Raw genomic sequence first — 12,535 nt, 5'->3', positions numbered from 1 at the left:
GTGACAGGGTCGAAAGCCGCCACTATAGTCATTGCGATCGCTGCGGCGGCAGCCATTGGTGGAGTTGGCGATGAGCATGCTGTTCAGGAACGAGTTGCATGAGGATTTCGGCAGCTGGCCGATTGCCTATATTCCCTATGGCGGGGCGGATTTCGGCGAGATCCGGGCTGTGGCGGAAACCGTCGGGGATGGCGATGACGGCGCATTTTACCAGGCGTGGATTTCGGCCGGCGACCGGCTGAAAGAAGAGGCCGAGGCAGCGCTCTCCAGGGGCCATAAGGTCAGCGCGCGCGAGCTTTATCTGAGAGCGAGCGTCTTTTATGCGGCTTCCTATCATCCGCTCTATGGTGCGCCCGTCGATCCGCGCCTGCTTTCCGCCTTCCGCAAGCAGACGGACGCACTGGAAAGAGGGCTTGCGCTCTCGGCGCCGACGATCGAGCCGCTCGCCATTCCGTTCGGCAAGACGCCGATGCCCGGATATTTCGTCCCGGCACAGGGTCTCGAGCATGAGGTGCGGCCGATCGTCATCTTCAACAACGGCTATGACTGCACCATCACTGACACCTATTTCGCCTGCGCCGTCGCGGCTTCGCGGCGGGGCTATCACAGCCTGCTTTTCGACGGTCCCGGCCAGGGCGCCATGCTCTACGAGCACGGCATTCCGCTGCGGCCGGACTGGGACGTGGTCATCAGGGCGGTGGTGGATTTTGCGGTCAACCATTCGCTCGTCGACCCTGATCGGATCGCGCTCAGCGGCTGGAGTCTCGGCGGGCTCCTGGCGCCGCGCGGGGCGGCGGGAGAACCGCGCATTGCCGCGCTCATTGCCGATCCCGGCACATGGAGCATTGCCGACGGTTTTCGCCGGGTCATCATCCAGAAATTCGGCGTCCCGGCGGAAGCGGCGGCCGATCTCGGCGCTCTCGACCAGAAACTGCTGGATACGATGGACGCTTTCCTGCGCGCCAACCCGGTGCTGAACTGGAAGGTGGTGCAGCGCGGTTTCTGGGTGCATGGAGTGGATAATCTCAGGGCCTTCCTCGCCTCGGCCGAACTTTTCACCATGCGGGGACATGCCGAGCGCATTCAATGCCCGACATTGATCACCCAGGCCGAGAATGACGGGCTTGCTGCCGACGCCGGCTTCTTCTTCGATGCATTGCGCGGCCCGAAGACGCTGATGCGGTTCACCGCCGCAGAGGGCGCGGATGGCCATTGCGAGATGAAGAACCGGTCACTGCTCAACAGGCGCGTTCTGGACTGGCTCGACGAGCAATTCAGGGCCTGATCGTCGGACACCCAGACATTGCTCAGGCCGATGTCAGATGGTCCAGAAGGTTGCGGGCGTGAACCGGCAGGTCCGCGCCTTGCGCCGTGCAGACCACCAGCCGTCGGGTTGCCCAATCGTCCGCCAGACCGATCACGACAATTCCGCATGACCGCTTCGCGCGGCGGGCGGCCGTATCCGGCACGATGCCGATGCCGGTGCCTGCACCGGCCAGCCGGCAGATGGCCTCGAAATCGCGCAGCCGCACGCGGATCTTTAGCCTGACGCCGATGCGGCTCGCCTGGGTATCGATGTGATCCTGAAGGGCGCCGCCGGCAAGCGCGATGAAATGTTCTCCGGCAAGGTCGGCGAAACGGACGCTGCTTTCCCGCGCCAGAGGATGGCCGCTGCCTGCGACGACGACAAGCCGATCGGTCGCGAAAGGTCTCGCCGTCAGGCCGGCCATGTCAGCCGCGGCAGAGAGGATGCCGATCTCGGCATGGCCGGCTGCGACACTTCTCGCAATCTCGACGCTCTGGCGCTCCTTCAATTGCAGATCCACCTGCGGGTTGGCGGCCATCCAGTGAGCCAGCTTTTCTGGCAGATGTTCCGATATGGCGGCCGTGTTGGCGAGAATGCTGATCGTCGAGCGCAGCCCGCGTGCATATTCGCCGAGTTCGCCGTGCATCTGCCTGATCTGGCCGAGGATCAGGCGGGCATGATGAGCAAGTGCCTCGCCGGCCTCAGTCGGCGAGACGCCGCGCCGGCCGCGCTCCAGCAGGGCGACTTCGCCAAGCGCCTCCATGTCGCGCAGGCGTTCGCTCGCAGCTGCAAGCGACAAGCCAGCATCCGCCGCCCCATGGGTGATGCTGCCGGCATCGACGACGGCCAGGAACAGGCGAAGGTCGGTCAGATCGAAACGCATTTTTCAAGGATAGGTTATTTTCAGCCTTCGGACCAGCCGAAGGCTGAGTGAAGGACTTCCGCATTGTGCCGCTACTGGAAGCTGCTACCGATGCGGCATGTCCGATCTTTCCATTACCTTTCTCGCAGCAGTCACCGCCACGTTCTTTGTCGCCGGCATCGTCAAGGGTGTCACCGGCATGGGACTTCCGACGGTCGCAATGGGTGTCCTGGGTGTTTTGACCTCGCCGCTGACGGCGGCAAGCCTGCTGATTGCGCCGTCGTCAGTGACCAATATCTGGCAGTTGTTCGCGGGGCCAAGCTTGCTTCCGCTTCTGCGACGGTTCTGGCCGATGATGGCGGCAGTTGTTGCGGGAACGCTTCTCGGATCGGCATTGCTGACCACAGGCGATACCAGCCTGACGACCAGAGCTCTCGGCGCCGCGCTGATGCTCTATGCCGCCTATGCGCTGTTCGGCCGCCAGATCCGCGTGCCACCGGCGATGGAACCTTGGCTTTCGCCCGTCATGGGTGCTGCCACCGGACTGGTGACCGGCGGTACCGGCGTCTTCGTTATTCCCGCCGTACCCTATCTGCAGGCGCTCGCGCTTGAGAAGGATGATCTGGTCCAGGCGCTCGGCCTGTCCTTTACCGTCTCGACGTTCGCCCTTGCGGCGTCGCTCGGGCTGCGTGGCGCCTTCGAAGCGGGCAATCTTGCGATCTCCTGCCTCGCCATCCTTCCGGCGCTGGCCGGCATGTGGGCGGGGCAGGTGCTGCGAGGGCGAATTGCGCCCGACACGTTCCGCCGAGGCTTCCTCTTCTGCCTGCTGCTGCTCGGGGCGGAGATGTGTCTGGTACCACGTTGACGCCGCTTGTCAGCGGCTTGGGCGGCCGGTCGCGGCAATCGCTTCGATTTCGATCATCGCCTTGGGGTCATAGAGCGCCGTGATTTCGGCGATCGTGTCGGCGGGGTAGGGCTCGGAGAAATATTTGCGGCGCAGTTCCACCACATCGGGGAAATGGCCCATATCCGTGACGAAGATCGTCACCTTGACAACGTCCTTCAGGCTCGAGCCGCCGGCTTCGAGCGCGCGGCGCAGATTGGCGAAGGCCTGCTCGCCCTGTGCGCGAAAACCGCCGTCGACGATCCGGCCTTCGTCATCGGCGCCGGCTTGGCCGGAGATGAACAGGAGATTGCCGAACCTGATGCCCTGCGACAGTAGGAAAGGTTCATAATTGTCCGGTTGGGTGACGATACGTTCAAACATTGATTGCTCCTTGCGCGGCGATGATCAAGATGAGATCATCTTGATGACTTCGGCGTTGTCGGGATAGTGATCTGGAAATCCTGTGTTCGACAAATTCCAAATCATCAGCTGTCAGGTGAATTGAATTCATCCGTCATGGTCGTGCGCAAACTTCCACCCCTGTCGTCGCTGCGTGCGTTTGAGGCAGCCGCCCGCTTGCTGAGTTTCAAGCGGGCGGCGGAGGAACTCGGCGTGACGCCGACGGCCATCAGCCACCAGATCCGGTCCCTGGAAGATCACACCGGCCTTGTTCTGTTCAACCGGCAGGTCCGCAAGGTGGTGCTGACGGAGGCGGGTGTGCAGCTCTATCCCGTCCTGCGGGACGGATTCGATGCCGTCGAGGCCGTGCTCGACCGTCTTGTTCAGGTCCGCAGACGCGCCGGGGTGACGATTTCGGCCACCAGCGCGTTCACGTCCAAATGGCTCGTTCCGCGCGTGGCGCGTTTTCACGCCCTGTATCCGGATATCGACCTTCAGCTTCACGCTTCCGACGATGCGGTCAGTCTCACCGAGACCGGTGTCGATATCGCGATCCGCTACGGGAGAGGGCCCTATCCCGGCCTGAGTGCCGAGGTAATGTTTGCCGATGACTTCGCCCCCGTCGTCAATCCCCGGCTCGGTCCGCTGGGGATCGGCGACCTGGATAAGGTTCCGCTCATCCATTTTCAGTGGCGGCGACAACACCCGCTCAATCCGACCTGGGAGCGCTGGTACTCGGCAGCCGGTCTTGTCCCATCTTCGCCCCGTGGACAGTTGCATTTTTCGGATGAAAGCCATGCCATTCAGGCCGCCGTCGCCGGCCAGGGTATAGCGTTGCTGAGCCTTGCGCTTGTGCGGGAGGAGCTGGCGGCCGGTCATCTGGTCCAGCCGTTCGGCCCTGCCGTTGCCGGCCATACCTACCATATGGTCACGAGCAGTGATCAGCCGCCCGGTGCCGGCGTTCGCGCGGCGGTCGACTGGTTACGGGCGGAGGTAGCGTCAGGCTGATCGCCGGACGTCGTACCGTATGATGCCCACCGCCTTGTTTTGGCCCCGCTCGCCTATCACTAAGCAGGTCCCACGCGATGGGCGATTCTACCGTTCAACAAGGGTTTGAAAATGATCAAGATAATGACGATTGCGGCAACCGCGATGCTGGTATCGGCCCAGTTTGCCGCTGCCTCCAGTGATGCCGCGTGGAATGCGCTTTTTGCCAAGGTGAACGGCACCTGCATCGGCCAGTCGGGCATGGATACGCCAGAGGCGACCGCTCCCATCGTCTTCGACGACGCGACGGGCAAGGTTGCCGTGCTGCTGCGCGGCTCGATGGGCAAGGGCAAGAGCAAGGTCAAGAACGTCAACCTGATCTGCCTCTACGACAAGAAGACCGGCAAGGCCTCTATCCAGGAATATCGCTGGCTCGGCCGGTAATGCCATGCGGCCATCATGCGCGCGCATGATGGCCCGCTGCCGGAACAATATGCCGGCCCGATCGGATGACGCTTTTGCAGCGGCAGACTGAACAGGGTCGGGTCTAGAAGGAGGTGCCGTGCGGTATCAGCCTGATGGCGATCGCACCAGCCAGCAGGAGAAACAGAACGACCGCAGTCGTAAGGCTCGCCAGAAAGTGCCGATAGGTCTTTCGGTTTCGGGCGCTGCCGGCAATGATTTCGCGTTCACGCGCCAGGTAGATTACGCCGTTGCGGCCGAACATAGGTTTCTTCCTCGAGGTATTCGACTGGATTGCCGAGGGATTTTGCCCGAAAAGCCCATAGGAAATCGATATTGCCGCGGGGCAGGGCAGATAAGATTTGCATAAGTGCCAAAGCGCGCTCGCTGCCACCGTCAGCGTGAAAACTCGCAGGCCCGGGTGTTCAAGCCCGGTAGCGGTCAATCGCGGTACCGAAGACCAGGGCGACGATATCCATCATGCCGTCGGGATTGGCCGGGCGCCGGTCCGGATCGAAGGCGACGCCGATGACGGCACTTTGGCCGCAGGCGTTTGCGACGGGCCAGAAGTCGAAGCGGGATTCGTCATAGGGGTAGACGCCGCCAGTGACGGCAAGGCGCGAATCCCACGCGGATCTTGCAGCCTCGATCTCGATGGCCGACAGTTGTTCTGCGCCCGTCACCTGCGGTTTGCCATCCGCCGCTTCTCGGAAGATGACGACGGCCGGCGACTGGAAAAAGCCCGTGACGGCAGCAAGCGTCAGCGTCGTCGAGTCCTCCAGCGAGCGGCTTGTCGTCATCTTTCCCGCATAGATCTTCAGAGCAGCCTGCATGCGGCGTGTTCTCTCGAGATCGATGCTCTTGTGACGTCCCCAGGCGGTGATGGCGCTGATGATGCAGGCGACGACGAAGAGCAAGACGATCGCCCAGATATTGGCGGTATCAGCCACAGCAAGCGAAAAGCGCGGCTCGGTGAAGAAGAAGTTATAGGCGAGCGCGCCGAGGACGCCTGAAAACAGCGCCGGCCCAAAGCCAAAGAACACGCTGCCGATGACGACGGGAATGACATAGATGAGCGACAGGTTGGGAATGGCCTCATAGCGGTCGAAGCCCGCGGCAATGGCTGTCGCCATCACGGTCATGAGGAGGCAGATGACATAACGGACGGACGGCGGCACCTCCGAGAAATCCAGGCCTTCTTCGATATCAATGTCGGCAATCGAGGCTTCGGCCGGCGACGCAGTGAAATTCTTCTCAAGAGACATGACCACAATCCTTCTGAGAGGAAATTGGATCGCCTCGTATTTGAATTCCATGCGGAAAAAGGCGGCGTTTCATAAAGGCCGCATAAAGCCTCTGCCGGACGAACGCGTCTTGGCGTCCTTATGCGACGCTTATGCCGCTGCCCGTCTGCTCCAATCGAAAACATATGCGCGAACCGATAGCTTTGCATCGTCCGTTCGGACAAGTGCATTTTGATCGGAAGGAAATAGCTATGTACGGTCGCTGGTGGGCTTATTACATGCAGGCGCGCATGCGCGATGTGACCTTGTCTCATCCGTCCAGGAATACGCAGAACAGAACCGGGGTCGCGTTCGATCACGCAGACGATCTCTGGATATTCGTCAGGCTCGCTCTGGTTCTGGCCGTCTTCTTTGCTGGCGTCGCCTGCATCCTGTGGGTGGCGAACTGACAGGAATGATGAAGTAACTGCAATGCCGTTGCACCTCGGCGGATCGATACCCGCCGATCTGCGCGGTCGACGCAAAGAATCCTCTCCGAAGGTGGACTTTTGCGTTTGATATTTGCAGCAAGATTTAACGAGCGATCTCAGTTCTGCTTATTTCCGACGAAAATCAGGAATTTCGCGAGGGAGCCACATGGGCCTGGAAAGCATCTGGTCGATCGGCGAGATGCTCGGCTACGAAATCCACAAAGGCCCGAACCTTCGGTGATAACTGGCGATTTGACGGCCAGACGAGAGACAGTGAACCAAACGCGACCATGTATGAGGTCAGGGCGGGAACGAGCAATCCTCCGCGAATATGCGCCGCCGCCACATAGACTGGCAAATGGGCAACGCCCAAACCATCCAGCGCGGCTTGCAAGCCCGCGTCCGTATTGTTGAACGTCAGGCTCCTCGGCAAGATCAGTTTTTCGTTCGGAGGAGCAAAAGCCCAGGGCGCCAGGCGACCGCTGGTTGGATATTTGAAATGTATGCAGGCATGCCCGGCAAGATCGGCTGGCGTTGTCGGCAGCGTATGGCGAGCGAAGTAGCCGGGACTTCCACAAACGACAAAATGCTGCTCACCGAGACGACGGGCGATCAGACCGGTATCGGCGAGTTCTCCGCTGCGAATGACAACATCCAGTCCTTCTGTCACCAGATCGGCGACGCGATCCTCAAAGTCGATATCCAGCTCAATGTCCGGATATCGTTCGACAAACGCCGGCAGGATCGGCATCAGGAGGTGATGACCGACGATATGCGGAACGCTGACGCGCAGGCGCCCCTTCGGGCGTTTCCGGCTTTCGATAATGCTCGTCTCCGCATCTTCGAGATCATCGATAATGCGCTTGCAGCGTTCGTAGAAGGCTGAACCTTCCTCCGTCAGGCTGATATTGCGCGTCGTCCTGTTGAACAACCGGACGCCAAGCCGCGCTTCCAGGCGAGCGATGGCCTTTCCGATGGCCGATGGAGAGACCCCGGCGACGCGGGCCGCCGCCACGTAGCTGTGTCGCTCGGCGGCATGAACGAAGGCGGTAAGGCTGCTGAGACTATCCATGGTTACATCATAGAGGACATTTTGTCCTTTATGTAAGTCCATTCCCGGCGATTGATCCATATTGAAGACATAATATCGTTTCCTCCGACAAGAAGCCAATTCGGCTTCTGCTTTCCTTTAGCCGGAGAAAAAGATGAAGTTGACACAAAAGGAACGACAGAGGGCAGGAGCCAATTCATCACTCGCGGTGCTGCTGGCCGGAAATTTCGTCACCATCCTCGACCTTTTCATAGTCAATGTGGCCTTGCCGAACATCCAACGGGACCTGCACGCGTCGAATGCCGAATTGCAGATGATCATGGTGGCTTACAGCGTTTCTTACGGCGCAATGCTGCTCAATGGCGCACGGCTCGGCGACTTCTATGGTCGTCGACGGATGTTCCTCTCCGGCATGGCAATCTTTGCGCTGGCGTCCCTGCTGTGTGGCATCGCTTTATCTCCCTGGAGCCTTATTGCCTCCCGAGCCCTGCAGGGCATCGGCGCAGCCCTGATGATGCCGCAGGTCTATGCGTCGCTGCGATTGTTGTTCGATGGTGACGAGCGTCGGCGGGCTTTTGCCGTGATGGGCGCGGTGCAAGGTATCGCAGGTGCGGCCTCGCAACTGCTCGGCGGCGGCTTGATGGCACTCGACATTGGCAGCCTCGACTGGCGCCTGATCTTCTTCGTCAACCTTCCCATCGCCGCCTACGCCCTCATTGCCGGGAAATGGTTCATTGTCGAAACCAGAGACGCTACATCGGCAAGGCTCGATCTCATGGGCGCACTACTTGGCGCCTCGCACTCACGGCGATCCTCCTGCCAGCAATGGTCGGACAGGAACAACATTGGCCATGGTGGACGGTCCTCGGCCTACTGCTATCCGTGCCTTTGTTCGCGGCCTTTATTGCCTACGAAAACCGCGTGAGGCGGCTCGGCGGCATCCCAATCATTGATCCCTCGCTGTTCAAGAAAAACGGTGTGGCCCTCGGCATGTTGGCATCGTTTCTATTTTTCTCCGCGATCAGTTCGTTCTCGCTGTCTCTGACGATCTTCTTGCAGATCGGCCTCGGCCAGAGCCCTCTTCAGGCGGCCATGCTGTTCTTGCCTTCCACTGTCGCATTCTTTGCCGGTTCCGTGGTTTCGGCCTGGTTTGCGAAACGGCTGCAGCATGGGGCGCCGACATTTGGCATGGGCGTCTTCAGCTTAGGCTTGGTGATCGCGGTTATCGACGGCTTTGTCGGCGGAGATAGATCGGCATTGACTGTCTCAGTGATCCTCCAGGGGTTTGGTCAGGGAATCATCATTCCGCTTCTGCTCAACATGGTTCTAAGCACTGTTGCAGATACTGAAGCCGGGATGGCGTCAGGCGTTTTCAGCACCATCCAAACCGCAGGCTCGGCTTTTGGCGTGACGATCGTCGGTATGATCCTGTTCGGCATCAGTAACGGGAGCGGCACAGAACCAGCTTCCGCTGTTCGAACCGCCAGTGCCTATGGGACGGCATTCGCGGTCGCGACGCTCTATAATTTGGTCGCCGTTGCTCTGGGCCTCATTCTGTTCCGCGCATTGCAAAAAGGGCCAGTAATAGATCACGCATACAGGTGAGGCCTGCGTTTGACGCTATATTCCCAAGTCATTCTCCGCCGTCACAGGCTGACGGCGGATTTCACCTACAATCAGATGTCTGAGCCTCAGGTGCGTGTTTCGCCCATTTGCCTTCGTGGTCCGAAATAGGGCTGACGCTCCGTCTCGGTTGCCTTCAGCGAATGGCGCAGGCGCAGCAGGTCCTTGCGGGCGACGAGGCCGCGCAGCTCTCCGTTTTCGGGATCGACGATCGGGATGCGACCGGCGTCCGTCGCCAGCATCAGGTCGGCGACATAGCCGACCGTATCGTCCGGGTGGGCGAGCGGCAGGGAGGTGTCGGAGACGAGATCGCCGAGCGTCTGGTCGGCAAGCGTCCCATCCTGTTGCCAGCGCAGCGCATCGCCGCGCGAGACCAGGCCTTTGACGATGCCCCTGCCATCGACGACCGGATAGACGCGGTGGGTCTTCGCGGTCGCCGTGAAGAAATGGGTCGCGTCGCCCACCGTCATATCCGCCGGGAACGTATCGACCTCCCTGATCATGATGTCACGGGCGCGGGAGAACTCGAACGGGTCAATGCCATATTCACGGGTGATGTGCTGGCCGCGGCGGGCAATCTTTTCCGTCAGGATCGACCGGCGCAGCAGAAGTACCGTCACCGCGTAGGCGGAAACGGTTGCCGCCAGAAGCGGCAGCAGCGAGGAGACGTCGCCCGTCAGTTCCACGGCAAAGAAGGTGCCGGTGAGCGGCGCACGCATGGTGCCGCCCATCATGGCAGCCATACCGAGCAACGCCCAGAAACCGGGATCGCCGGGAAGGAAAAGGCCGACCAGCCAGCCGAGCGCTCCACCGAAGATCAGCAGCGGCGCCAGCACGCCGCCTGACGTGCCCGACGAGAGGGCGACAAGCCAGATCGCGGCTTTCACCAGGAGGATCGTCAGCACCGCCGCCGGCAGGATGGAGCTGTTCAGCAGGCCGTCGATGATGTCGTAGCCGACGCCGAGCACCCGAGGCTCGATCAGGCCGCCAAGGCCGATGAATAGGCCGCCGAGGGCAGGGCACCACATCCAGTGGATCGGTAGCGCCTCGAAAAGATCCTCGACCTTGTAGAGCAGCGTGGTCAGGATACCGGATTGCAGCCCGGCGATAATGCCCATTGCGGCGCAGAGCAGGATGCCCCACCACGGCAGATCCATATGGAACTGCTTGGGAAAGAGCGGACCGGCCTGAAACAGGAAGGGGCGCCAGCAGATCGAGACGCAGGCAGCGACCGCAACGGGAATGAAGCTGCGCGGCTTCCATTCGAACAGCAGCAGTTCTACGGCAAGCATGATTGCGGCGATCGGCGAACCGAAGATCGCGGTCATGCCGGCGGCGGCACCGGCGACCAGCAGCGTCTTGCGTTCGGCCGAGCTCAGATGAAAGCACTGGGCAAAGAGCGAGCCGATTGCGCCGCCCGTCATGATGATCGGGCCTTCCGCGCCGAAGGGGCCGCCGGTGCCGATCGAGATGGCCGAAGAGAGGGGTTTCAGGACCGCCACCTTCGGCGACATGCGGCTGCCGCCGATCAGGATCGCCTCGATCGCTTCGGGAATGCCATGACCGCGGATCTTTTCGGAGCCGTAGCGGGCCATCAGGCCGATGACGAGGCCGCCGATGACGGGAATGAGCACCATCCAGACGGAGCGCGGCGCCTGCGCCATCGATACGGCGGCGATGCTGAAACGGTGGAACCAGACGAGGTTCGTCACCAGCGAGATGAGGCTGACCAGAACCCAGGCGGCAAAGGCGCCGCCCGTGCCGACGATCAAGGCCATGCCGACCAGGGCCAGAACGCGCTTGTCGGTGGTGAAATCCCCGGCCTCGCGCCGGGAGAGGCCACCCATGAAATCATGGGGGCGATGAGCATTTTTTTGGGGAGGCATTGCTGGTCCTGTTGACGGCTTCGTTCTCGTCGCAAATATATCGTAGTACGATATAAATCAACAGCCAAAATCAGGAGCTGGAACCATGCCGAACGTAGACCGCGCCTTATCGGAAACCGAATATGAGGCGCTCGCCAATCTGAGATACAGGATCCGCAAATTTCGCCAGTTCAGCGGGAAAGCGGCCGAAAAGCTCGGCTTGACGCGGCAGCAGCATCAGGCGCTGCTTACGATCAAGGGGCTCGGCGCCGGCGGGCGCATGAGCCTGTCTGCGCTTGCTGACAGGCTCTTCCTCTCGCCGCCCGAGGCCGCAGAGCTTGCCGCCTCGCTGCAGGAGGCCGGCCATATCACCATCGAGGCGAAGCAGAAACGCCGGCCGGTCGTGCTGTTGACAGCACAGGCAGAAGAGCTATTGCGTCGGCTGACATCGGCCCATCTCTACGAGATCCGCGAGATGGCGCCGGAACTTATGCAGGCGCTGCGCATGCTGCAGGATCACCGGCAGATGGAAGTGGCAGCATGGATGCAATGATCGCAGGGGAGGCATGGTGAAGAAGCCCAGGAACGATCTGACGGATGCCGATTACGAGGCCCTCTCCAACCTGCGCTACACGCTGCGCCGCTTCATGGATTTCAGCGCATCCGCCGCGCAGGAGGAGGGCTTGCCGACCCAACAGCATCAGGCGCTGCTTGCGATCCGCGGCCATCGCAGCGAAGACGCCATGACGATCGGCCTGCTTTCCGAGCGGCTGCTGATCGCCCCGCATTCGGCAACCGAACTGGTCGGGAGGCTGGTGGCCGCGGGCTACGTCTCCCGCAAGACCGACCCAGCCGACAAACGGCGCCAGACGCTGGAGCTGACCGCAAAGGCAGACGATGTGCTGAAGCGGCTGACAGCCATTCATATGACCGAAATCAGGGACATGGCGCCGAAACTCATCGATATCCTGCAAGGTCTGCAGACGGACGGCGAGATCAAGACCGACCCCTGGTCGCGCTGACGCCCAAGTCCGCCGGTTGTTTGCCTGTTTCAGGTGATGGCAAATGTCGCGGTCCGCAAACGGCTCGTCGCAAGGCGGCCGATGACATGCAGATGGGCGTGCTGGACGGTCTGTCCCGCGCCTTGCCGACATTCCAGCCGACATTGTAGCCATGCAACGCTCAAGAACGTGACGGATGTATCGATGCCGGAGGCAAGGCAGTTGCTGCCATCTGTCAACGGCTTTCGGAGCCACTAGACCTGCAGAAGCGCCCGGCAGCAACTGGATCCAGACCGTTCCGGGCCGCAACTTCATCGCCGCTCTGCGCCTCGATGGCACCGGCGCAGGGGATGACGTCATGAAGCTCAAGTGCCGTTCG

15 protein-coding genes are annotated in these 12,535 nt (G+C 61.2%); 9 read left to right on the top strand and 6 right to left on the bottom strand.

Annotated features, from left to right (window positions below; translation table 11 throughout):
• Positions 1-70: 70 nt before the first annotated feature.
• Complete coding sequence (locus LVY75_20285) at positions 71-1,285, top strand: alpha/beta hydrolase (protein ID XAZ25477.1); 1,215 nt, start codon at positions 71-73, stop codon at positions 1,283-1,285.
• A gap of 22 nt (positions 1,286-1,307) precedes the next feature.
• Here the strand turns inward: LVY75_20285 and LVY75_20280 are convergent, their stop codons facing one another.
• Positions 1,308-2,189 (bottom strand): LysR family transcriptional regulator, encoded by an 882-nt coding sequence (locus LVY75_20280; protein XAZ25476.1) that lies wholly within the window; start codon positions 2,187-2,189, stop codon positions 1,308-1,310.
• A 97-nt stretch (positions 2,190-2,286) separates the two neighbouring features.
• Here LVY75_20280 and LVY75_20275 point away from each other — a divergent pair, with 97 nt between their 5' ends.
• Positions 2,287-3,033 (top strand): sulfite exporter TauE/SafE family protein, encoded by a 747-nt coding sequence (locus tag LVY75_20275; GenBank protein XAZ25475.1) that lies wholly within the window; start codon positions 2,287-2,289, stop codon positions 3,031-3,033.
• Between the two features lie 9 nt (positions 3,034-3,042).
• Here LVY75_20275 and LVY75_20270 read toward each other — a convergent pair whose 3' ends face one another.
• Positions 3,043-3,435, bottom strand: coding sequence for a RidA family protein (locus LVY75_20270; protein XAZ25474.1), 393 nt, complete (start codon positions 3,433-3,435; stop codon positions 3,043-3,045).
• Between the two features lie 135 nt (positions 3,436-3,570).
• Between LVY75_20270 and LVY75_20265 the strand changes: the two genes are divergently transcribed.
• On the top strand, positions 3,571-4,461 hold the full coding sequence (locus LVY75_20265) for a LysR substrate-binding domain-containing protein (GenBank protein ID XAZ25473.1): 891 nt from the start codon (positions 3,571-3,573) through the stop codon (positions 4,459-4,461).
• Positions 4,462-4,572: 111 nt separating this feature from the next.
• Positions 4,573-4,884 carry a hypothetical protein gene (locus tag LVY75_20260; protein XAZ25472.1) on the top strand — a complete coding sequence of 104 codons (312 nt, stop codon included), beginning with the start codon at positions 4,573-4,575 and terminating at the stop codon, positions 4,882-4,884.
• A 103-nt stretch (positions 4,885-4,987) separates the two neighbouring features.
• On the opposite strand, the gene LVY75_20255 is transcribed toward LVY75_20260, so the two are convergent.
• Positions 4,988-5,167 (bottom strand): hypothetical protein, encoded by a 180-nt coding sequence (locus LVY75_20255; protein ID XAZ25471.1) that lies wholly within the window; start codon positions 5,165-5,167, stop codon positions 4,988-4,990.
• 160 nt (positions 5,168-5,327) lie between these two features.
• On the bottom strand, positions 5,328-6,167 hold the full coding sequence (locus LVY75_20250; GenBank protein ID XAZ25470.1) for a DUF4118 domain-containing protein: 840 nt from the start codon (positions 6,165-6,167) through the stop codon (positions 5,328-5,330).
• Between the two features lie 230 nt (positions 6,168-6,397).
• Here LVY75_20250 and LVY75_20245 point away from each other — a divergent pair, with 230 nt between their 5' ends.
• Positions 6,398-6,595, top strand: coding sequence for a hypothetical protein (locus LVY75_20245; GenBank protein XAZ25469.1), 198 nt, complete (start codon positions 6,398-6,400; stop codon positions 6,593-6,595).
• Between the two features lie 163 nt (positions 6,596-6,758).
• Here the strand turns inward: LVY75_20245 and LVY75_20240 are convergent, their stop codons facing one another.
• A complete protein-coding gene (locus tag LVY75_20240; protein XAZ25772.1) occupies positions 6,759-7,688 on the bottom strand; it encodes a LysR family transcriptional regulator in 930 nt (309 codons plus the stop codon).
• Between the two features lie 139 nt (positions 7,689-7,827).
• Here LVY75_20240 and LVY75_20235 point away from each other — a divergent pair, with 139 nt between their 5' ends.
• The gene (locus tag LVY75_20235) at positions 7,828-8,592 is read left to right on the top strand and encodes an MFS transporter (protein ID XAZ25468.1); all 765 of its coding nucleotides are present in this window, start codon (positions 7,828-7,830) and stop codon (positions 8,590-8,592) included.
• Entirely contained in the window at positions 8,493-9,272 is a 780-nt protein-coding gene (locus tag LVY75_20230) for an MFS transporter (GenBank protein ID XAZ25467.1), read from the top strand. The genes LVY75_20235 and LVY75_20230 overlap by 100 nt, the downstream gene beginning before the upstream one ends.
• An 86-nt stretch (positions 9,273-9,358) precedes the next feature.
• Here LVY75_20230 and LVY75_20225 read toward each other — a convergent pair whose 3' ends face one another.
• Entirely contained in the window at positions 9,359-11,176 is a 1,818-nt protein-coding gene (locus tag LVY75_20225; GenBank protein ID XAZ25466.1) for a chloride channel protein, read from the bottom strand.
• Positions 11,177-11,261: 85 nt separating this feature from the next.
• On the opposite strand from LVY75_20225, the gene LVY75_20220 reads away from it, so the two are divergent.
• Together LVY75_20220 and LVY75_20215 are read left to right on the top strand one after the other, a co-directional pair.
• Positions 11,262-11,708 (top strand): MarR family transcriptional regulator, encoded by a 447-nt coding sequence (locus LVY75_20220; GenBank protein XAZ25465.1) that lies wholly within the window; start codon positions 11,262-11,264, stop codon positions 11,706-11,708.
• Positions 11,709-11,721: 13 nt separating this feature from the next.
• Positions 11,722-12,177: a MarR family transcriptional regulator gene (locus LVY75_20215; GenBank protein ID XAZ25464.1), complete on the top strand. Its 456-nt coding sequence runs from the start codon at positions 11,722-11,724 to the stop codon at positions 12,175-12,177.
• The last annotated feature ends 358 nt before the right edge of the window (positions 12,178-12,535 follow it).

It is taken from the genome of Sinorhizobium sp. B11, from assembly GCA_039725955.1.
Taxonomy (GTDB): Bacteria; Pseudomonadota; Alphaproteobacteria; order Rhizobiales; family Rhizobiaceae; genus Rhizobium.
The sequence above is the reverse complement of the archived record's forward strand: the minus strand, read 5'-3'. Positions and strand labels throughout refer to the sequence as shown.

What these genes read in the sequence shown, in the direction of transcription:
- LVY75_20285 (XAZ25477.1), top strand. Translation starts at nt 71, where the DNA reads ATGAGCATGCTGTTCAGGAACGAGTTGCATGAGGATTTCGGCAGCTGG.
- LVY75_20280 (XAZ25476.1), bottom strand. Translation starts at nt 2,189, where the DNA reads ATGCGTTTCGATCTGACCGACCTTCGCCTGTTCCTGGCCGTCGTCGAT.
- LVY75_20275 (XAZ25475.1), top strand. Translation starts at nt 2,287, where the DNA reads ATGTCCGATCTTTCCATTACCTTTCTCGCAGCAGTCACCGCCACGTTC.
- LVY75_20270 (XAZ25474.1), bottom strand. Translation starts at nt 3,435, where the DNA reads ATGTTTGAACGTATCGTCACCCAACCGGACAATTATGAACCTTTCCTA.
- LVY75_20265 (XAZ25473.1), top strand. Translation starts at nt 3,571, where the DNA reads ATGGTCGTGCGCAAACTTCCACCCCTGTCGTCGCTGCGTGCGTTTGAG.
- LVY75_20260 (XAZ25472.1), top strand. Translation starts at nt 4,573, where the DNA reads ATGATCAAGATAATGACGATTGCGGCAACCGCGATGCTGGTATCGGCC.
- LVY75_20255 (XAZ25471.1), bottom strand. Translation starts at nt 5,167, where the DNA reads ATGTTCGGCCGCAACGGCGTAATCTACCTGGCGCGTGAACGCGAAATC.
- LVY75_20250 (XAZ25470.1), bottom strand. Translation starts at nt 6,167, where the DNA reads ATGTCTCTTGAGAAGAATTTCACTGCGTCGCCGGCCGAAGCCTCGATT.
- LVY75_20245 (XAZ25469.1), top strand. Translation starts at nt 6,398, where the DNA reads ATGTACGGTCGCTGGTGGGCTTATTACATGCAGGCGCGCATGCGCGAT.
- LVY75_20240 (XAZ25772.1), bottom strand. Translation starts at nt 7,688, where the DNA reads ATGGATAGTCTCAGCAGCCTTACCGCCTTCGTTCATGCCGCCGAGCGA.
- LVY75_20230 (XAZ25467.1), top strand. Translation starts at nt 8,493, where the DNA reads ATGGTCGGACAGGAACAACATTGGCCATGGTGGACGGTCCTCGGCCTA.
- LVY75_20225 (XAZ25466.1), bottom strand. Translation starts at nt 11,176, where the DNA reads ATGCCTCCCCAAAAAAATGCTCATCGCCCCCATGATTTCATGGGTGGC.
- LVY75_20220 (XAZ25465.1), top strand. Translation starts at nt 11,262, where the DNA reads ATGCCGAACGTAGACCGCGCCTTATCGGAAACCGAATATGAGGCGCTC.
- LVY75_20215 (XAZ25464.1), top strand. Translation starts at nt 11,722, where the DNA reads ATGGTGAAGAAGCCCAGGAACGATCTGACGGATGCCGATTACGAGGCC.